This is a genomic window from Duganella vulcania (assembly GCF_009857655.1).
GTDB classification, from domain to species: Bacteria; Pseudomonadota; Gammaproteobacteria; order Burkholderiales; family Burkholderiaceae_D; genus Rugamonas; species Rugamonas vulcania.
The window spans coordinates 1-18,847 of sequence record NZ_WWCX01000026.1 but is presented as its reverse complement, the minus strand read 5'-3'; the positions used below and the strand labels follow the sequence as shown (position 1 = coordinate 18,847).

Genomic DNA, 18,847 nt, shown 5'->3' with positions numbered 1-18,847 from the left:
GGGCCATGCAAACGGGCGAACGCGATTGGTACGAACTGTTCTCGCGCGGCGCGCGCGACTGGTTGCGGCATAACGAGAAGGTCCGCAACGCGGTGCGCGACCATCTGCCGGACATCATTTCCTCGTCCGAGCTGATCAGCGAGTCCGGCCAGGGCAGCGTGCAAGTGCCGCTGCGCCTGCTGGAGCACGCGCGCTTCCGGCTTGCCGACAACAACAGCACCACCGGCGCGGGCCAGGGACCGGGCCAGCCTGGCGATCTCCTGCTCCCGCCCGGCGACGACGGCGAGCCCGGAGGCGCCGGCAAGGCGCCGGGCGAGGTGACGCTGATGATGGAATTCGCCGTGGACGATATCCTGGACTGGCTGTGGGAGGAATTCCAGTTGCCGCTGCTGCAGCCTCGCGGCAATGCCACGCTGGAGCAGCCGGAAGTGCTGCATCGCGGCTGGGACAAGCACGGCGCCCGCTCGCGCCTGGACCGGCGCCGCACCATCAAGGAGGCGATCAAACGGCGCGCCGTGCAGGGCACGCCGGCGCCGTTCACCAATGATGACCTGCGTTTCCGGCAACTGATCGAGCGGCCGCGGCCAAGCAGCAACGCGGTGGTCTTCATGGTGCTGGATGTCTCGACCAGCATGACGCAGGCGGAACGCCGGCTGGCCAAGACCTTCTTTTTCCTGGCGCTGCAAGGCCTGCGGCGCAGCTACGGGAACGTGGAACTGCGCTTTCTCGCGCATGCGGCCCGCGCCTGGGAATTCAACGAACGAGACTTCTTCGAGGTCAGCGGCATGGGCGGCACCATGGCCTCCACCGCCTTCCAGCTGGTGCTGTCGATGCTGGATGAGCGCTATGACGCGGCCAACTACAACAGCTATCTGTTCTACGCTTCGGACGGGGACAATTTCTCCGAAGACCGGGCGGCGGCAAGCAAGCTGTTGGGGCACTTGGCGGACCGCATGAATTATCTGGGCTACGTTGAGACCCTGCCCGGCATGCCGCGCATGATGGAGACCGAAATGGGCCGGCTGTGGAAGGAGCGGGAAAGACAGGGCTTGCCGGTGTCCAGCGTGGTGCTGACCCACAGCGAGGAAATCATCGGCGCGCTCAAGCAGTTCCTGACGCGCCAGGCTACGATGGAGGACAGCGCATGAGTACGCTCGAGGACTACATCACCCACTTCGAGCAACTGGCCGACGGGCTGGGGCTGGAATACTACCCGGTCGACTTCGAACTGGTGCCGCAGAACTTCATGCTGGAGATTGCCGTCTATGGCGTGCCGGTGCGCATGCATCACTGGTCGTTCGGGCTGCGTTACATCCATCAGCTGCTGCACCAGAACATGGGCCACTCGCGCATCTTCGAGGTGATGTTTCCTGGTGACCCATGCCGGGCCTACATGATGAATCAAAACAGTCTGGCCGAAAACACGCTGGTCGCTGCCCATGTGATCGGCCATGCGGATTTCGTCCGGCGCAACGCGCTGTTCGAGCGCTTCCTGAACATGGCGGGCGGACGCATCCTCGAACAAAGCGCGGCCCGCGCCCATCGCCTGGAACTGGCGCTGGCCCGTCATGGCCAACAGGAGGTGGAGGCGGTGCTGGACGCGGCGCTGGCGCTGGAACCGCATATCGACATCCAGAAAGACCTGTACCGCGCGCCCTACCCGGAAGCCGCGCAGCGGCCACCGGCGGCGCCAGGACCATTTCAACAACGCTACCAAACTCTCCCTGGCGAAGCGCCACCCGCAGCGCCGGCCACGGGCCATCCGGACTTGCCGCCCTACCCGGAGTACGACCTGCTATGGTTTATCGCCCGGCATGCGCCAGCGCTGCAGGCATGGGAACGCGACATCTTTCTCGCGGTGCGCGAGGAATCGTTCTACTTCTATCCGGTGCACGCTTGTCAGATCATGAACGAGGGATGGGCCTCATACTGGCACGCCCGCCTGCTGCGCGAAGCGGACTTCCTGCCACACGCCCTCTACCTGCAGGCCGTCAAGGCACATTCGGACGTGGTACGGCCCTACGCCGGCGACCGCCAATTGGCGCTTGCGGTCAATCCCTACCATCTGGGCTACAGCATGTGGGAACGCATCATCGAACAGCAAGGCATTGATGCGGCGCGCCGCATATGCAGCGAGGAGGACGACTTCGGTTTCATCCGCAATTACCTGGATGCGGACCTGGCTGCGGAGCTGGGCTTGTTCAGCTATCAGGCGCGCAAGGATGGCGAGACGCGCATGCTCAGCCGCGATCTGCACGACGTGAGAGAGGCAATCCTGGCGCCGAAATACAATTATGGCGCGCCGCGCATCGCCGTCGAACGGGTGCAGGAGGACCGCTCACTGATCTTACGGCACGACCACGCGAGCGACGGCCGGGGCCTGGATCTGGCGGCGGCTGAGCAGGTGCTCAACTATGTGGCGCGTGTCTGGCGCAAGCCCGTCACCTTGCATACGGTAGATTTCCGCGGCCTGCCAAGGCTGTTGACGGTCAACGCTCCAGGTACTGCGCATACCACCGCAGAGCCTGCCTGAGCCCGCGTTGCAGGTCGTGGGTGGGCGCATAGCCCAGCAAAGCCCTGGCCTTGGAGATATCGGCCTGCGAATGGCGCACATCGCCGGAGCGAAACTCGCCATAGTCCGGCTGGTAGTCGCGCAGATGCGGATATCGCTCCACCAGCAAGCCGTGCAGTATCAGGTACAACTCGTTCAAGCTGGTGCGCTTGTTGAGCGCGACGTTGTAGACCTGATTGACGGCGTCCTGACGCTCGGTCATGGCGGCAAGGAGGTTGGCTTGCACGGCATTGGCGACATAACAGAAGTCGCGGCTGCTCTCGCCGTCGCCGTTGATCACCAGCCGGCGCCGGCCCATCATTGCCGCTATCCATTGCGGAATGACTGCGGCATAGGCGCCGGAGGGGTCCTGGCGCGGGCCGAAGACATTGAAATACCGCAAACCGATGGTTTCCACGCCATAGCAGCGCGCATACAGGTCGGCATACAGTTCATTCACGCACTTGGTCAGCGCGTACGGCGACAAGGCCTTGCCGATATGCGCCTCCTGCTTGGGCAAGGCCGGATGATCGCCATAGCTGGCGCTGGACGCGGCATAGACGACGCGCCGCACGCCCGCCAGCCGGGCCGCCTCCAGCACGTTGAGGTGGCCGCCGATATTGATATCGTTGCACAGCAGCGGTTGGTGCAGCGAGCGGATCACGGAGCCCAGCGCCGCCTGGTGCAGTACGAAATCGGCACCGTCGCAGGCCCGGGTGCAAGTGGCTGCATCGCGTATATCGCCCTCGATCAGCTCGAAGCGGCGCCATGCGTCCTGCCCCACCGCGTCCCGCACCTGCTCCAGATTGTGGCGATAGCCTGTCAGGAAATTATCGACGCCAGCCACGTGTTGGCCCAGCTCCAGCAGCGCTTGCAACAGGTTCGAACCGATGAACCCGGCCACGCCGGTAATGACCCAGCGATATTGCTGCTGCAGCAGATGTTCGCGCACGTCCTGGTAGCAGGAGCTGGCGGGCGTGCCGTCGTCGTAGTCGGCCATCACAGCCTCCACACGCTGAGGCCGCTTTGACGCAGCGCCTGTTCATCGAATTGGGACTTGAGGTCGATGAAGCAGCCGTCCTGCACAACCTTGGCCCGGATCTGCTGCAAGGGACGCTCGGCCAACTCGCGATGGGCCACCGCACTGATCAACGCTTCCGCGCACGGGAGATCATCCCATTGCTCCAACTGCACGCCATATTCGTGTTGCGCCTCGTCCGGATCCGCCACCGGATCATGGACATGCACTTGCAAGCCGTAGGACTGCAGCTCCACGATCAGGTCGGCGACCTTGGAGTTGCGCAGGTCGGGACAGTTTTCCTTGAACGTCAGGCCCAGCACGTTGACCCGGCACCCTTTGAGCCGGAACCCGGCGCGCACCATCTCCTTCACGGTCTTCTCGGCGACGAACTTGGCCATGCCGTCGTTGATACGGCGCCCGGCCAGGATCACATGCGGATGATAGCCCAGCATTTCCGCCTTGTGCGTCAGGTAGTAGGGATCGACGCCGATGCAATGGCCGCCAACCAGTCCTGGCCGGAACGGCAGGAAGTTCCACTTCGTGCCGGCCGCCTGCAGGACTTCCAGCGTGTCGATGCCGAGCCGGTCGAAGATGATCGCCAGCTCGTTCATCAGCGCGATATTGAGGTCGCGCTGGGTGTTTTCTATGACTTTGGCGGCCTCCGCGACCATGATGCTCGATGCCCGGTGAACCCCGGCGCCCACCACTTCCTCGTACAGCGCCGCCACGCGCCGCAAGGTCGGTTCATCATCGCCCGCGACTATCTTGCGCACGGTTGCCAGCGTGTGCTCGCTGTCGCCGGGATTGATGCGTTCCGGCGAAAAGCCGATATGGAAGTCGCGCTGCCATTTCAGGCCAGAACACTGCTCCAGCACAGGAACGCATACTTCCTCGGTGGCGCCGGGATAGACGGTGGACTCGAAGATCACGACCGCGCCCAGTTTCATATAGCGGCCTACGGATTGGCTGGCGCCGATCAGCGCTGAGAAGTCCGGATTGTGGGCGCTGTCGACCGGCGTCGGCACGGCGACCACAATATAGTCCGCCTCGCTAAGGACGGCGGGATCGCAGCCCATTTCCAGCCAGCGCGCGGCGGCGAACTGCTCGCCCGTCACCTCGCACGCCGGATCGATGCCGCGCCGGTAGCTGGCGACCTTGCGCGCCGACAGGTCGACCCCGATGGTGCGTCGGCGCGACCCGAACGCCACCGCCAGCGACAAGCCCACATACCCCAGTCCCACCACGGCGACCACTTCCATAGCGCACCTCGCGTAAAAGCGTTAGACACACGTCTGGGCCGATTCTACGGAGCGCGCCCGGGCTGCTGTTGAGATGCCGCAAACCGGCGACGAATGCGCGGCAAGGCGCGTCCATTTGCGGCCGATCAAGAGGGCTTGCGATGAGAGTTCCTACTCTATCCCTTCCGTTCGGCGGGGAGATTCTCATGTTGTGCGCACGCCTGCTTTCGTGGGCATTCTTTGGCGGTCTGTTGTTGGCGCTTGCCGTCTATCCGCTGGACGACAGCTGGCTGGCCGGCATCCTGCTGGCGTATGGCGCGCTGCTCTGGTGGCGCCCCGTGCTATGGCTGACGGCCCTACCCGCTTTGCTTCCGGTGCTGGACCTCGCACCGCACACCGGCTGGTTCTTCGTCGAGGAAATCGACCTGCTGCTCCTGATAACCGCAGGCTTCAGCTATTGGCACCTCGACACCTTCGGCCCTCGGCCGCGCTTTCCGCCGCTGTTCAGGATCGGCTTGCTGATCCTGGCGGGCGCCACCGGCATAGCTCTCTGGCGGGGACTACAACCACTGCCGCCGATCGACGCCAATTCCTTCAACAGTTATCTCAGCCCCTATAACGCGCTACGCGTTGGCAAGGCCTGGTTCTGGGCATTCGTCCTGCTGCCGCCCCTGAAGCAAGCCGCCGGCCCGGACTTGGCAGGCTTGCAGCGCTTCCTGCTGCCCGGAATGTTGATCGGGTTGGCAGTGGTGGCGGGCGCTGCCACGCTGGAGCGCTGGCAGTTTCCTGGCCTACTCAATTTCGCCAGCGACTATCGCATTACGGCGCCCTTTTCCGCCATGCATACAGGCGGCGCGGCGCTGGATGGTTACCTCGCGATGAGCACGCCGCTTCTTGCGGCGTGGCTGTTTGGCACGCATTCGCTGACGCGCCGGGCAAGCGCGCTACTGCTGTTGCCGCTGGCGCTCTATGCGGGACTGAGCACATTTTCCCGCGGCCTGTATCTGGCCCATGCCGCCGCCGCGCTCATGCTGCTAGGCATGTGGAACGGCGGCCTGGTATGGCGCCGCTGGCGTATGGCGTTGCCCGTCGCGATGGGCATTGCAGTGCTTGCCTACGTACTCGATGCGGTATTTAAAAGCAGCGGCTATCGCGGATTCTGCGCAGCCCTGGTGCTGCTGGCGGCTGGGTTGATAATGGCGGCACACACCATGAGGCCGCTAGTCGCCGCAAGCGGCTTAATCTGCGGAATGCTGGTCGCCGGCGCGCTGGCCTGGATGCTGCCGGTGGGCGAACCGCCATGGGGGCTGTTGAAGACGCCGTATCTGCTCTTCCTGGGCTCATCGCTGGCTTTCGGTTTGAGCATCCGGCGCCCGGCCCGCCTGCTGCCGCTCTCCACCTTGGCATTGGCGGGGTTGTCGGTCACCATGGTCTGGATCGCTTATCATCACGCGGGGCCGGCAACCTTAGCCATGAGCGTCGGCGTGGTGCTAATCGCCATGTCGCCGCTAATCCTCAATCTCCTGCTGGGCCGATCCCTCTGGCGTTCAAGTCCGCATGGCCTGACCGCGCTGATGGCCGGCGTGGTGGTGCTGGCGACCGTCATTCCCGTCTACAACGGCTACTTCGTCGGCGAGCGTTTTGCCCACACCGGAGGCGACCTGTCCACGCGAATACAGCACTGGAAGCAGACACTCCAGTTGATGGATGACGATTGGCGCAGCACGCTGTTGGGTGCGGGCCTGGGTACATTTCCATCGATGTATTTTTGGCGCAACCAGCAACATGAGGTCCCGCCAACTTATCGCTACATGGACCAGGACGGCAACCGTTACCTTCGGCTCACCGCAGGCGAATATGCGGCAGGCTACGGCGAAATGCTGCGTGTGCTGCAAGTCGTCGATGTTCAGCCTGATACCTCCTACCTGCTGGCGCTGGACGTCCGTAACACCGGCGCTCCAGCTTTCCTGCACGTGAATTTATGCGAACGTCAACTGCTCTACCCACAAGGCTGTATCGCCCTGCCCCTGCACCAAACGCCATTGACGCAGGCTTGGCGGCGGTATCAATTCAAGTTGTCCTCCGGCATGCTTGGCCGGTCGGGCCGCCGGGTGCAACTGGAGCTCGCCATCGAGGGGGATCAGGCCGTGCTGGACCTGGACAACCTCAGCCTGCGCAGACAGGCCGATCAACATGAGCTGGTGCGCAATGGCTCATTTTCCGCGGTGAACGACTATTGGTTCTTCAGCAGCGATCGTTATCATTTACCCTGGCATATCAAGAACCTCGGCCTTAACCTGTATTTCGAAATGGGCTGGCCTGGCCTGTTGGCCTACGCAAGCCTGCTCGGCAGCGCGGGGGCGGAGTTGTTGCGTCGCTCATCCGCCGACCACGAGAAGGCCTTGTCGCTGGCCCTGCTTGCAGCGCTGGTCGCGTTTCAGGTGGTAGGCCTGTTCGACAGTCTGTTTGACGTCCCCCGCATCACGCTGCTCTTCATGTTGCTGCTGTGCGCTTCCGCGCTTCAGGCGGCACCATCTGCCATGCCTGCAAGGAGTGCCCCATGCTGAAACTTCTCCACCGTGCCATGCTGCTGGCCTTGTGCCTTGCGATGCAGGCCCACGCCGACGAGCTCAGCCGTACCATCGAACTGGTGAAACCCTCGGTGGTCGGCATAGGCAGCTTTCAGAAAACCCGCAGCCCGGCCTTGTCGTTTATCGGCTCCGGCTTCGCGATCGACGACGGACTGACCATCGTCACCGCGGCCCATGTGGTCAGCGAGCTGCTCCGCACTGACCAGGGCGACATGTTGGGCGTCCTGGTGCGCCAGGGCGAAAGTTCGCAATTCCGCGCCGCCACGATCACGATGCTTGACAAGGAGCACGACCTTGCCCGCCTGCGGGTGCGTGGCGCGCCCATCCCCGCGCTCAAACTGGGCGATTCCGCCGAAATCCACGAAGGAAAGTCGCTGGCCTTCATGGGATTTCCACTTGGCATGGTGCTGGGGCTGCGCCAGGTGACCCATCGCTGCACGGTCTCAGCCATCACCCCCGTGGCCATGCCTACGCTCAGTTCAAGCAAGCTCGACGGCAAGCTGCTGAACCAGCTGCAAAAGTCCCCCTATCTGGTGTTCCAACTCGATGGCACAGCCTATCCCGGCAACAGTGGCAGTCCTCTGTTCGATCCCGACACCGGCGAGGTGATCGGTGTCGTCAACATGGTGTTCGTGAAAGGGCTCAAGGAAACAGCGATCAGCGCGCCCAGCGGCATCGCTTACGCGATACCAATCAGTTTCCTTCGCACGCCGCCGGAGTAGCTAACTTTTTCCGTTGACCAGGCGTCCGGTGATACCCGGCTCATCCCAGGTCGGGAAGAAGTAGGGGTAAAACGAACGCTCCGTGGTCTGTTGCTCCATCAGGCCGCCGAACTTGCGGATCTGTTCGCCCATGTAGTCCAGTTCCAGGCGCAACAGCACGGCCGGCGCGCCGACCCGCGTGCACGGCCGCTCACCGCCAAAATCCCGGAAGCCCAACATGCGCTTGTAGAACATGACGTGGCGTGGATTCACCTCGATCACATAATCGGTATAGCCGTGAATATTATGGGCATAGATATACGAAATATGAATCAGCGCCGCGAACACGCGCTTGGATACGCCTTTGTCGATCGCCAGCCGCGACGGCTCGCACAGGCGCCGGTGCTGGGCGCGCAGATCGTCAAGCTTGTCCCGGAAGTTCTCATCGGCCGGCAAGCCGATTTCATCGTTGTCCAGGCACAGCGACATCGTGCCCACGGTTTGACCGCTGGTCTCGGCAAACAGCGTAATCTTGTTGAGCGCATGGGGCGCGCCGGGGTCGACCGAGTAGCCGCGCCACCCGTACATCTTTTTGAGCAACAGGCTGGCCGCTTCGCGGCGGCCTTGCGAGTTCGCCATACGGATATGGAAAATCTGCTGGTCTATTGTGTGGTCCAGTTCCTTGTTGGTGGTGCCTTCGCCGACCACAAGGTCGCGCAGGCCTGGACCGGCTTCAAATGAAACTATCGCGTCGTCATATTGCACGGTGGGGATCCTGTCAGGTCTGTCGGCCAGTTGCCAAATTAGGACAAACTGGGGCTCATGCTCTTCAGACCTGCCTTTTTGATAGAAAGTTCCCCAACAATCAAAATATATTTTTACGTTTCAGAACCAGCTTTCCGGGATCACCAACACATCCCCCGGCTGCACCGCCACATTGGCAGAAATGTCGCCGTCACGCAATAGGTCCTGCAGGCGTACAGGCAAGCTCTGCCGGCTGCCGCGTACCGTCCGGATGATCTGCGCCTTGTTGCCTGCCGCGAAGTCGGTGATGCCACCCACCGCGATCAGCACGTCCATCAGCGACATGCCCTGCCGGTAGGCCAGCGCCTGCGGCTTGGCCGCCTGGCCGATCACCCGGATCTGCTGGTTGTACGGGCCGACAAAGCTGGTCACGATCACGGTCGCCATCGGTTGCTGGATATACTTTTCCAGCGCCTTCTCGATATCGCGCGCCAGCTGGGTCGATGTCTTGCCGGCCGCCTGCAAGTCCTCGACCAGCGGCGTGGTGATCTTTCCGTCCGGCCGGACCGGCACGCTTACGGAAACCTCGGGATTGCGCCAGACATTGATGTTGACCACGTCGCCGGCGCCGATCAGATAGTCGCCCGGCGGCGCGGACAGCTCTTCCTGCGGCAGCGCGGCGCGGTGCGCGCAGCCCGCCAGCAACACCAACAAGAGCCAGGCTGTGGCGGCAATACGCAATAGTGGATGCATGACGAATCTCGCTTCAATGGTCCAGCTTTCATGATTCAGAAAAGCCGCCCGGCGCTGCTTGATCTGTCTCAATCACTGAGCAATTAGGAAAACATCCCGGATAACGAGCCATATAATTTAGCTTCACCTTCCCCAGGCCAACGGAGCAATCGCAACATGGAGCAGATGATTAGCCAGCTGTTAATCAGTTTGCAGGGGATATGGAAATATCGTTGGTATGCGATCGCGGTCATGTGGCTGGTGGCGCTGGCGGGCTGGACCAAGGTGGCGCTGCTGCCCGACGATTATCAAACCTCGGCGCGCGTCTTTGTGGACACCCAGAGCATCCTCAAGCCGCTGTTGGCGGGCATGACCAGCGTGCCCAATGTCGAGCAACAGGTCTCCATCATGAGCCGCACCTTGCTCAGCCGTCCGAACATAGAGCGCGTGATACGCACGGTGGACCTGGACCTGAACACCAAGACCGCACGCGACCACGAACAACAGCTGGAAGAGCTGATGAGCAAGATCAAGATCGGCAGCACCGGCACCAACGACATCTACACCATCACGTACAACGGCCGCAGCCCCAAGCTGGTGCATGACGTCGTGCAATCCCTGCTGACCATCTTTGTCGAAGGCAGTTTCAAAGGCAAGAATGGCGAAACCAAAAAGGCCGTGCAGTTCATTGACGACCAGATCAAGGCATATGAAGACAAGCTGATCAGCGCGGAAAACGCCGTCAAGGAATTCAAACTGAAGAACAACGGCCTGTTGCCGCGCCAGGGCGTCGACTACAGCAACCAGCTGATGCAGTCGGCGGACACGCTCAACACCGCCCGTCTGGAGCTGGTGGAAGCCGAGCAGGCGCGCAACGCCATCCGCAGCCAGATCAGCGGCGACGAGCCCGTGTTGGGCGCGGACCTGAATCCGGCCAGCATCGACAGCCCCGAGCTCGACGGCCGCATTGCCGCCCTGAACAAGAACCTCGACGCCTTGCGCATGCAATACACCGAACTCCATCCGGACATCATCGCCGCCAAGCGTCTGGTGGCGCAGCTGGAGGCGCGCAAGGTGGAGGAAAGCAAGCTCAAGCCTGCAGGCGACCCGGGCAAGAACTACAGCCCGATGCTGCAGCAGCTCAAGGTCGCGCAAACCGAGGCCGACGCCAAGGTGGCCGCCATCAGCGCCCGCGTACAGGAGTACACCGCGCGCCACCAGCGTCTGCTGGCCCAGGCCAACGCGGTGCCGGAAATCGAATCCGAACTGGCCCAGCTGAACCGCGACTATCTGATCAACAAGGACAACTACGAAAAGCTGATCGGCCGGCGCGAAGCGGCCAAGCTGTCGGGCGAACTGAGCTCCAACACCGACATGATGACCTTCAAGATCATCGACGCGCCGATCATCCCGCTATTGCCGGTCGGCCCCAACCGCGTACTGCTGGCCAGCCTGGTGCTGGGCGGGGCGCTGCTCACCGGCTTGGCGGCAGCCTTGCTGATCAGCCAGGTGCGCCCCACCTTCCTCAGCCCCAGCGAGCTGCGCGAACGCACCGGCCTGCCGGTGTTGGGCACGGTATCGATGACCTGGACTGAAAGCCAGCAAATCAAACGCAAACGCGATCGCTACGCCTTCGGCACCGCACTGTCCTGCCTGTTTGCGGCCTACGGCGCCGTCCTGGCGGTGTCGGCCTTTCGATACTAGGAGCAGCATATGGAGCAACACACCGAGCATGCGCCGCATTCGGGCGGCGTCCCGCGGCATATCGAAATCAATCTCGAACGGTTAAGCCAGTTGGGCATGGTCACCCATGACGGCGGCCGTACTGCCGTGGCCGAGGATTTTCGCATCATCAAGCGCCCGCTGCTGCGCAATGCCCGCGGCGACCACGATGTCGCCCCGCTACGGCACGGCAACCTGATCGTCGTGACCAGCGCCCTCCCCGGCGAAGGCAAGACCTTTTGCGCCGTCAACCTGGCGATGAGCATTGCGATGGAAATGGATATCACGGTGCTGCTGGTCGACGCCGATGTCGCGCGGCCGTCGGTCCTCAAGGTCTTGGGCCTGCCCGCCGAGCCCGGGTTGATGGACATCCTGCTGCGCGAACGCACCGAACTCTCCGATGTGATCCTCAAGACCAACGTCGCCACGCTCAGCATCCTGCCGGCCGGCCGTGCCAACAAGCACGCCACCGAGCTGTTGGCCAGCCGCAGCATGAGCCGCCTGCTGACCGAAATCGCCGAGCGCTACGCCGACCGCATCGTCATCTTCGACTCGCCGCCGCTGCTGATGACCACGGAAGCGAGCGTGCTGGCCGCCCAGATGGGCCAGATCGTCATGGTGGTCGAGTCCGAGACCACCAGCCAGCATGCGGTCAAGGAGGCGCTGCGCCATATCGAGCAATGCCCGCATGTCAGCCTGATCTACAACAAAAGCAAGGCCTTCCCCGGCGGCGAATACTATGGTTATTATGATTAACCTGGCTCCGCGCGGCGCCCCGTATCAACTGAGCATGCTGGTGTTGCTGTCGCTGCCGGCCTGCGCCATCCCGGCCGAGTGGACCGTCGTCCCCTCGCTGCGCATGCGGGAATCCTACACCGACAATATGAACCTGGCCCCGCCCGGCCAGGCGCAAGGCGAGTTCACCACCGAGCTGGCGCCCGGCATCGCCGTCAGCACCGACGGCCCGCACCTCAAGCTGGCGCTGGACTATTCTCTGCAACAAATCCATTACACGCACCGCACGGACCGCAGCACCCAGCAGCTCGACGCCCAGGGCCATGCCGGCCTGGTGCGCGACTGGCTGTACCTGGACGCCCGCTCCAGCATCAGCCAGCAAAACATGTCGGCCTTCGGTCCCCAAGTGCTGGAGCCGACCCAGGTCACCGCCAACAGCAGCACGGTACGCGCGACCAGTATCAGTCCCTATCTGCAGCACCATTTCCACGGCCTGGCCACCGCCCAGCTGCGCTACGATTACCAGCGCGTCACCGGCGGCGGACTGCTCGGCGTGCGTAGCGACGACACCAGCCTGCGCCTAACCGGCGACAACGACGGCCAGGGCTGGAACTGGGACATGCGCGCGGACCGCAAGCACATCGCCGACAATGCGCTGCCGCCCGTCACCATGAACGACACCGCGCTGACGCTGAGCTATCCACTCAACAGCCGGCTGTCGCTGTCGGCCACCGGCGGTTACGAAAAGAGCGACTACCATACCGGCGGCGCGCAGCCGCAGGGCAGCTACTGGTCAGCCGGCGGCAACTGGACGCCATCGCCGCGCACCAAGGTCGCGGCCAGCGTCGGCCGCCGCTATTTCGGCAACACCTACAGCCTGGACGCCGCATACCGGATGCACAGCATGTTCTGGTCGCTCAACTACAACGAGGACATCACCACCACGCACGGCGAGTTCCTCCGCATAGAACCAACCGGCCTCAGCGATTTCCTCTACCAGCTGTGGGCTACCCGCATCCCCGACCCGCAGACCCGCCTGCAGACCATCAAGGCCTTCCTGCTGATTTCCCAGATGCTGGGCCCGAACGGCAACGTCAACTTCTTCAGCCATCGCTACTTCCTGCAGAAAGACTGGAAACTGGCCACCGTCTACACCAGCGCGCGCAGCGCCCTGGCGCTCAGCCTGACAACCACGCGCCGCACCGCGCAAAGCAGCAGCGCCATCGACAGTCCCCTGCTGAAGCCGGACGAACTGGCGCTGGAAGACCGCACCCGCCAGAGCGCCGCCCAAGCCGGCTGGAACTGGCGCATGTCGCCGCGCAGCAGCGTCACTGTGGGCGCCAGCCACAGCAGGGCCGAATCGCTGAGCACCGGACGCAGCGACCGCAACAGCGTGCTGACCCTGGCCTTGACCCATCAACTGCAGCCCAAGGTCAGCGCCAGCGTCGATCTGCGGCATGTCCGCCACACCAGCAACGCGGGCGGCGGCTATCGTGAAAACGGTATCGGCGCCGCGCTCGCTATCGCTTTCTGAACGGAATCCAAGATGTCCACGCCCTATCGCATCGCCTGCGTCGTCGCCGCCCGCCCGAACCTGATGAAGATGGCGCCCATCCTGCGCGCCCTGGCCGCCTGCGACACGCCGATTGAATCCATCCTGGTCCACACCGGCCAGCACTACGACGCCGACATGGACGGTGACTTCTTCACCACGCTGGGAATGCGCGCGCCGGACATCCAGCTGCAGGTCGGCTCCGGCAGCCACGCAGCGCAAACCGCGCTGGTCATGGAGCGCTTCGAGCCGGTGCTGGAATCGGCCGCGCCGGCCGCCGTGCTGGTGGTCGGCGACGTCAACTCCACCCTGGCGTGCGCGCTGACCGCGGCCAAGATGCGCATCCCGGTGCTGCACGTGGAAGCCGGCCTGCGCAGCTACGACCGCGCGATGCCGGAAGAGATCAACCGCGTCCTCACCGACCAGCTGTCGACGCTGCTGTTCACCAGCGAGGCCAGCGGCATGAACAACCTGCTGCGCGAAGGCATCCCCGCGGCACGCATCCACTTCGTCGGCAACGTCATGATCGACACCTTGCAGCGCGAACTGGCGCGGGCCACGCCGGTGCTGGAGGTGCTGCGCCAGGTCAACCTCGCCGGCTTCCTCCAGCACGATACGCGCTACGCGCTGCTGACCCTGCACCGTCCCTCCAACGTCGACGACCCGCGCCGGCTGCGCATGCTGATGGAGACCATCGTCAAACTCAGCGAGGACGTGCCAGTGCTGTTTCCCCTCCATCCCCGCACCCGCGCGATGCTGCAGCGGTACGAGCTCGGCAAATTGCTCGACACCCCGCGCGTCGCCTGCCTGCCGCCGCAAGCCTACCGCGCCATGCTGGGGCTGATGAAACAGGCCAGCCTGGTGCTGACCGATTCCGGCGGCGTGCAGGAAGAAACCACCGCGCTCGGCATTCCCTGCCTGACCCTGCGCGACAGCACCGAGCGCCCGGTCACCGTCACCGAGGGCAGCAACGCCATCGCCGGGCGCGACGCCTCCGTCATCCTGGCCCTGAGCCGCGACATCCTGCGCTACGGCGGCAAGGCCGGACGCATCCCTGCCTTCTGGGACGGCCACGCAGCCGAACGCATCGGCGGGCATATCGCACGCTGGCTCAGCATCAACGGAGAGCCGGGTTGATGCGCAATGCGCTGACGATCGACGTCGAGGACTATTTCCAGGTCTCGGCCTTCGCCGCCCACATCAGGCGCGCGGACTGGGCAACGCTGCCATGCCGCGTCGAGCGCAACGTCGACCTGATCCTCGGCCTGCTCGACCAGCGGCGCACCCAAGCGACCTTCTTCACGCTGGGCTGGATCGCCGAGCGCTACCCGGCGCTGGTGCGGCGGATCGCCGACAGCGGCCATGAGCTGGCCAGCCACGGCTACGCCCACCTGCGCGCCAGCGAACAGACGCCCGCGCAATTCAGCGACGACATCCGGCGCAGCAAACACCTGCTGGAGCAGCTGAGCGGCAAAGCCGTGCTCGGCTATCGGGCGCCCAGCTTCTCCATCGGCGCGCGCAACCTGCGGGCGCTGGACAGCCTGCTGGAGGCCGGCTACCGCTACAGCTCCAGCATCTATCCCATCCAGCACGACCACTACGGCATGCCCGACGGCGCCCGTTTCGCCTGGCGTCCGAGGGGGGAGGCCGGCGTGCTCGAACTGCCGATCAGCACGCTCCACATCGCCGGCCGCAACTGGCCGGCCGGGGGCGGCGGCTACTTCCGCCTGCTGCCCTACGCCGTGTCGCGCTGGGCCTTGCGACGCATCAATTCAGTCGATGGCCAAGCTGGCATATTCTATTTTCATCCGTGGGAGCTCGATCCCGGCCAGCCCAGGCAGCGCGGCGTTGGCTTCAAGACCAGGTTCCGCCACTACCTCAACCTGCACCGCACAGAGGGGCGCATCGTCCGCCTGCTGCGCGACTTCGACTGGGGCCGGATCGACCACATCTTTCTTGGGAATGCATGATGCAGTGGAACGTGGGACAAATGGGGGCACATGACCGCGCACGTTGGGACGCCTTCGTCCAACGCTGCCCGGACGCCACGTTTTTCCACCGCGCCGGCTGGCAACGGATCATGGAAGACGTCTTCGACCATCCCACCTGGTATTTCTATGCCGAGTCGGCCGGCCAGATCCAGGCCGTGCTGCCGCTGGCCCAGGTCAACAGCCGGCTGTTCGGCAACACGCTGTGTTCGCTGCCGTTCTGCGTCTATGGCGGCATCGCCGCCGAGCAGGAAGAAGCGGCCGCCGCGCTCGATCAGGCCGCACAGCAGCTCGCCAGCCGCCTGCGGGTCGACCACCTGGAATACCGCCACCTGCAAACGCGGCACGCCGACTGGCTGCACAAGGACCTGTACGCCACCTTCCGCAAGCCGCTGGCCGCCGACAACGACCAGAATCTGCTGTCCATCCCGCGCAAGCAGCGCGCCATGGTGCGCAAAGGCATGGCCGCCGGCCTGCGCGCCACGATCGACACCAATAGCGACCGGCTCTACGCCAACTACGCCACCAGCGTGCACCGGCTCGGCACGCCGGTATTCAGCCGGCGCTACTTCCACGCCCTGCAACACACCTTCGGCGACGATTGTGAAATCCTCAGCGTGCAACAGGGATGCAGCGCGATCTGCTCGGTGATGAGCTTCCATTTTCGCGGCGAAATCCTGCCCTACTACGGCGGCGGAGGCGACGCCGCCCGCGCCTGCGCCGGCAACGACTTCATGTACTGGGAAGTGATGCGCCGCGCCGCCGACCGCGGCCGCAGCCTGTTCGACTTCGGCCGCAGCAAGTATGGCACCGGTGCCTTCCACTTCAAAAAGAACTGGGGCTTCGAGCCGCAGCCGCTGCGCTACGACTACCAGCTACATCGCGGCAAGCAGCTCAAGGACATGCAGCCCTTGAATCCGCGCCTGCGGTGGTTGATACGCGCCTGGCGGCTGCTGCCGCTGTCGATGGCGAACGCGATCGGGCCGCACATCGTGCGGCAATTGGGGTAATGCCATGCGCGACCTGCTGTACTTGACGCATCGCATCCCCTTTCCGCCCAACAAGGGCGACAAGATACGCGCCTACAACGTGCTGCGCTACCTGCAACGCCACTTCCGCGTGCACCTGGGCACCTTCATCGACGATCCGGCCGACCTGCAATACGCCAGGCAACTGGCCACCGGCTGCGCCAGCGCCTTTTTCATCCGCCTGCATCCGCGCCTGGCGCGGCTGTCCAGCGTCCCGGCGCTGTGGCGCGGCCAAGCGCTCAGCGTCGCCTACTATCGTCACCCGGCCATGCGCGACTGGGTGCGCGACACGCTGGCGCAACACCGCATCGACACCGCCCTGGCTTTTTCCGGCCCCATGGCGCAATACCTTCCGGCCCGCACCGCGCGTGGGCCCTTGCACCGCGTGCTGGACCTGGTCGATGTCGATTCCGAAAAATGGCAGAACTATGCCGACCACCGGCGTTGGCCGATGTCAACGCTGTACCGGCGCGAAGGCCGCAACCTGCTGGAATTCGAGCGGGCAGCCGCCCGCGGCTACGACCAGGTACTGCTGGTCTCCCGCGCGGAAGCCGATCTGTTCCGGCTGCGCGCGCCCGAGTCCGGACACAAGACCGGATATTTCAGCAACGGCGTCGACACCGCCTACTTCACGCCGCAGCCCGACGTGCCGGATCCTTACCAGGGCGCCCGCGCGCTGGTGTTCACCGGGGCCATGGACTACCCGCCCAATATCGAAGCCGTCGTCTGGATGGCGGAGCGGGTCATGCCGGCGCTGCGGCGGCGCTTCCCCGGCCTGCAATTCCACATCGTCGGCGCACGGCCCGGTCCGCAGGTGAGGATGTTGGCGCGGCTGCCGGGCATCCACGTCAGCGGCGCGGTGCCGGACATCCGCCCCTACCTGCAACACGCAGCCTTGGCGGTGGCGCCGCTGCAGATCGCGCGCGGCATCCAGAACAAGATCCTGGAAGCCATGGCCATGGCAAAGACCGTGGTGGCGACGCCGCAAGCGCTGGAAGGACTGTCCGCCGTGCCCGGGCAGGATCTGATCTGCGCCGCCACCGCCATCGAATTTATCCAGCGCATCGGCGAGCAATTGCATGCACCGCAGCCGCTCGGAACGGCCGCCCGCGAACGCGTGCTGCACGATTATCAGTGGGAGCGCAACCTGCAGCGGCTCGGCGACGTGCTCTACGTCTGCGCGACGGCCAGTCCGCAGCCGGAGCCTGCGCCATGACTGCCGCGCTGTCCCCACTGCCGCTACCGGCGGCCGATCCGCAAGCCACCCCGGCCGGGCGCTGGGCCCATGCCTGTCTGCTGGCGGCGCTCGCTGGCCTGCTGGCCCTGCACTGGTCCACTGTCGCGGCGATGGCCGGCCTGTGGTGGCATTCGCAAACCTTCGCCCACGGGCTGGTGGTGGCGCCGGTCAGCGGCTGGCTGGCGTGGCGGCAGCGCGCCCGGCTGGCCGGCTGCGCCCTCCGCCCCTCGCCGTTCATGCTGCTGCCGCTGGCGGCGTTGGGCTTGCTGTGGCTGCTTGCCGCCGTGGCCAATGTCCCTGTCCTGCAGCAGTACAGCCTGGTGCTGATGGTGGCGGCGCTGGTCGCCCTGGTGCTGGGCTGGTCCTATGCGCGCGCCATCACCTTCGCGCTGGCCTATCTGCTGCTTGCCGTCCCGTTCGGCGAAGTGTTCATTTCGCCACTGATCGACTTCACCGCCAGCTTCACGGTCGGCGCCTTGCAGCTGGCCGGCATCCCCGTGTTCCGCGATAACAATCTTCTATCTCTGCCCAGCGGCAACTGGTCGGTGGAGGAAGCGTGCAGCGGCCTGCGCTACCTGATCGCCTCGGCCGCGCTGGGCACGCTCTACGCCCACCTGAGCTACCACAGCCGCGCTCGCCAGGTGGCGTTTGTTGCCATGTCGCTCATCCTGCCCATCGTCGCCAACGGCGCGCGCGCCTTCATGATCGTGCTGATCGGGCATTACAGCAACATGACCCTGGCGGTCGGCATCGACCATCTGATCTATGGCTGGCTATTCTTCGGCCTGGTCGCGACCTCGATGTTCTGGGTCGGCGCGCGCTGGCGCGACGTACGGCCTGCGAAACCAGACACGCCGGCTTCCGGCGCGCCGGCCGCGCCCCCGATGGCCTTCGCCAGAGCGGCCCTGGCAGGCTTGGCCACCCTGGCCGTCTGGCCGGCGCTGGCCTGTCTCGCACTGCGAACGCCGGCTGAAGCGGCGTCCCCGGAACCGCCGCTCACGCTCGCG

16 protein-coding genes are annotated in these 18,847 nt (G+C 64.4%); 12 read left to right on the top strand and 4 right to left on the bottom strand.

Annotated elements, in window-relative coordinates:
- The first annotated feature begins 5 nt into the window (after positions 1-5).
- Together GTP90_RS16180 and GTP90_RS16175 are read left to right on the top strand one after the other, a co-directional pair.
- The gene (locus GTP90_RS16180; protein WP_161084520.1) at positions 6-1,148 is read left to right on the top strand and encodes a DUF444 family protein; all 1,143 of its coding nucleotides are present in this window, start codon (positions 6-8) and stop codon (positions 1,146-1,148) included.
- The gene (locus GTP90_RS16175) at positions 1,145-2,533 is read left to right on the top strand and encodes a SpoVR family protein (RefSeq protein WP_161084519.1); all 1,389 of its coding nucleotides are present in this window, start codon (positions 1,145-1,147) and stop codon (positions 2,531-2,533) included. The genes GTP90_RS16180 and GTP90_RS16175 overlap by 4 nt, the downstream gene beginning before the upstream one ends.
- Here the strand turns inward: GTP90_RS16175 and GTP90_RS16170 are convergent.
- On the bottom strand, positions 2,490-3,551 hold the full coding sequence (locus tag GTP90_RS16170) for an SDR family oxidoreductase (protein ID WP_161084518.1): 1,062 nt from the start codon (positions 3,549-3,551) through the stop codon (positions 2,490-2,492). The two genes, GTP90_RS16175 and GTP90_RS16170, sit on opposite strands and share 44 nt — an antisense overlap.
- Positions 3,551-4,831 (bottom strand): nucleotide sugar dehydrogenase, encoded by a 1,281-nt coding sequence (locus GTP90_RS16165; protein ID WP_161084517.1) that lies wholly within the window; start codon positions 4,829-4,831, stop codon positions 3,551-3,553. The genes GTP90_RS16170 and GTP90_RS16165 overlap by 1 nt, the downstream gene beginning before the upstream one ends.
- 185 nt (positions 4,832-5,016) lie before the next feature.
- On the opposite strand from GTP90_RS16165, the gene GTP90_RS16160 reads away from it, so the two are divergent.
- Together GTP90_RS16160 and GTP90_RS16155 are read left to right on the top strand one after the other, a co-directional pair.
- Positions 5,017-7,377, top strand: a complete 2,361-nt coding sequence (locus tag GTP90_RS16160; RefSeq protein WP_161084516.1) for a hypothetical protein — start codon at positions 5,017-5,019, stop codon at positions 7,375-7,377.
- Complete coding sequence (locus tag GTP90_RS16155) at positions 7,371-8,123, top strand: S1 family peptidase (protein WP_161084515.1); 753 nt, start codon at positions 7,371-7,373, stop codon at positions 8,121-8,123. Before GTP90_RS16160 ends, GTP90_RS16155 begins: the two co-directional genes overlap by 7 nt.
- Here GTP90_RS16155 and GTP90_RS16150 read toward each other — a convergent pair whose 3' ends face one another.
- A complete protein-coding gene (locus tag GTP90_RS16150) occupies positions 8,124-8,867 on the bottom strand; it encodes an N-acyl amino acid synthase FeeM domain-containing protein (RefSeq protein WP_371875064.1) in 744 nt (247 codons plus the stop codon).
- Positions 8,868-8,987: 120 nt separating this feature from the next.
- The gene (locus tag GTP90_RS16145) at positions 8,988-9,599 is read right to left on the bottom strand and encodes an XrtA/PEP-CTERM system exopolysaccharide export protein (protein WP_161084514.1); all 612 of its coding nucleotides are present in this window, start codon (positions 9,597-9,599) and stop codon (positions 8,988-8,990) included.
- Between the two features lie 156 nt (positions 9,600-9,755).
- On the opposite strand from GTP90_RS16145, the gene GTP90_RS16140 reads away from it, so the two are divergent.
- The 8 genes from GTP90_RS16140 to xrtA form a co-directional block, all read left to right on the top strand.
- Positions 9,756-11,282, top strand: coding sequence for an XrtA system polysaccharide chain length determinant (locus GTP90_RS16140; RefSeq protein WP_161084513.1), 1,527 nt, complete (start codon positions 9,756-9,758; stop codon positions 11,280-11,282).
- 9 nt (positions 11,283-11,291) lie between these two features.
- Positions 11,292-12,056 carry an XrtA-associated tyrosine autokinase gene (locus tag GTP90_RS16135; RefSeq protein ID WP_161084512.1) on the top strand — a complete coding sequence of 255 codons (765 nt, stop codon included), beginning with the start codon at positions 11,292-11,294 and terminating at the stop codon, positions 12,054-12,056.
- Positions 12,040-13,569 (top strand): TIGR03016 family PEP-CTERM system-associated outer membrane protein, encoded by a 1,530-nt coding sequence (locus GTP90_RS16130; protein WP_161084511.1) that lies wholly within the window; start codon positions 12,040-12,042, stop codon positions 13,567-13,569. The genes GTP90_RS16135 and GTP90_RS16130 overlap by 17 nt, the downstream gene beginning before the upstream one ends.
- Positions 13,570-13,581: 12 nt before the next feature.
- Entirely contained in the window at positions 13,582-14,724 is a 1,143-nt protein-coding gene (wecB, locus tag GTP90_RS16125; protein ID WP_161084510.1) for a non-hydrolyzing UDP-N-acetylglucosamine 2-epimerase, read from the top strand.
- Positions 14,724-15,557: an XrtA system polysaccharide deacetylase gene (locus GTP90_RS16120; protein ID WP_161084509.1), complete on the top strand. Its 834-nt coding sequence runs from the start codon at positions 14,724-14,726 to the stop codon at positions 15,555-15,557. Before wecB ends, GTP90_RS16120 begins: the two co-directional genes overlap by 1 nt.
- A 20-nt stretch (positions 15,558-15,577) precedes the next feature.
- Positions 15,578-16,585: a FemAB family XrtA/PEP-CTERM system-associated protein gene (locus GTP90_RS16115; RefSeq protein WP_254451887.1), complete on the top strand. Its 1,008-nt coding sequence runs from the start codon at positions 15,578-15,580 to the stop codon at positions 16,583-16,585.
- A 4-nt stretch (positions 16,586-16,589) separates the two neighbouring features.
- On the top strand, positions 16,590-17,819 hold the full coding sequence (locus GTP90_RS16110) for a TIGR03087 family PEP-CTERM/XrtA system glycosyltransferase (RefSeq protein ID WP_161084508.1): 1,230 nt from the start codon (positions 16,590-16,592) through the stop codon (positions 17,817-17,819).
- A partial coding sequence (gene xrtA / locus GTP90_RS16105) for an exosortase A (protein WP_161084507.1) occupies positions 17,816-18,847 on the top strand: 1,032 nt, incomplete at its 3' end. The genes GTP90_RS16110 and xrtA, both read left to right, overlap by 4 nt.

Bases quoted from the DNA above. Each gene is read 5' to 3' on its own strand.
- wecB (WP_161084510.1), top strand. From the start codon at position 13,582: ATGTCCACGCCCTATCGCATCGCCTGCGTCGTCGCCGCCCGCCCGAAC.
- GTP90_RS16175 (WP_161084519.1), top strand. From the start codon at position 1,145: ATGAGTACGCTCGAGGACTACATCACCCACTTCGAGCAACTGGCCGAC.
- GTP90_RS16135 (WP_161084512.1), top strand. From the start codon at position 11,292: ATGGAGCAACACACCGAGCATGCGCCGCATTCGGGCGGCGTCCCGCGG.
- GTP90_RS16155 (WP_161084515.1), top strand. From the start codon at position 7,371: ATGCTGAAACTTCTCCACCGTGCCATGCTGCTGGCCTTGTGCCTTGCG.
- GTP90_RS16110 (WP_161084508.1), top strand. From the start codon at position 16,590: ATGCGCGACCTGCTGTACTTGACGCATCGCATCCCCTTTCCGCCCAAC.
- GTP90_RS16140 (WP_161084513.1), top strand. From the start codon at position 9,756: ATGGAGCAGATGATTAGCCAGCTGTTAATCAGTTTGCAGGGGATATGG.
- GTP90_RS16145 (WP_161084514.1), bottom strand. From the start codon at position 9,599: ATGCATCCACTATTGCGTATTGCCGCCACAGCCTGGCTCTTGTTGGTG.
- GTP90_RS16165 (WP_161084517.1), bottom strand. From the start codon at position 4,831: ATGGAAGTGGTCGCCGTGGTGGGACTGGGGTATGTGGGCTTGTCGCTG.
- GTP90_RS16120 (WP_161084509.1), top strand. From the start codon at position 14,724: ATGCGCAATGCGCTGACGATCGACGTCGAGGACTATTTCCAGGTCTCG.
- GTP90_RS16180 (WP_161084520.1), top strand. From the start codon at position 6: ATGCAAACGGGCGAACGCGATTGGTACGAACTGTTCTCGCGCGGCGCG.
- GTP90_RS16130 (WP_161084511.1), top strand. From the start codon at position 12,040: ATGGTTATTATGATTAACCTGGCTCCGCGCGGCGCCCCGTATCAACTG.
- GTP90_RS16160 (WP_161084516.1), top strand. From the start codon at position 5,017: ATGTTGTGCGCACGCCTGCTTTCGTGGGCATTCTTTGGCGGTCTGTTG.
- GTP90_RS16115 (WP_254451887.1), top strand. From the start codon at position 15,578: ATGGGGGCACATGACCGCGCACGTTGGGACGCCTTCGTCCAACGCTGC.
- GTP90_RS16170 (WP_161084518.1), bottom strand. From the start codon at position 3,551: ATGGCCGACTACGACGACGGCACGCCCGCCAGCTCCTGCTACCAGGAC.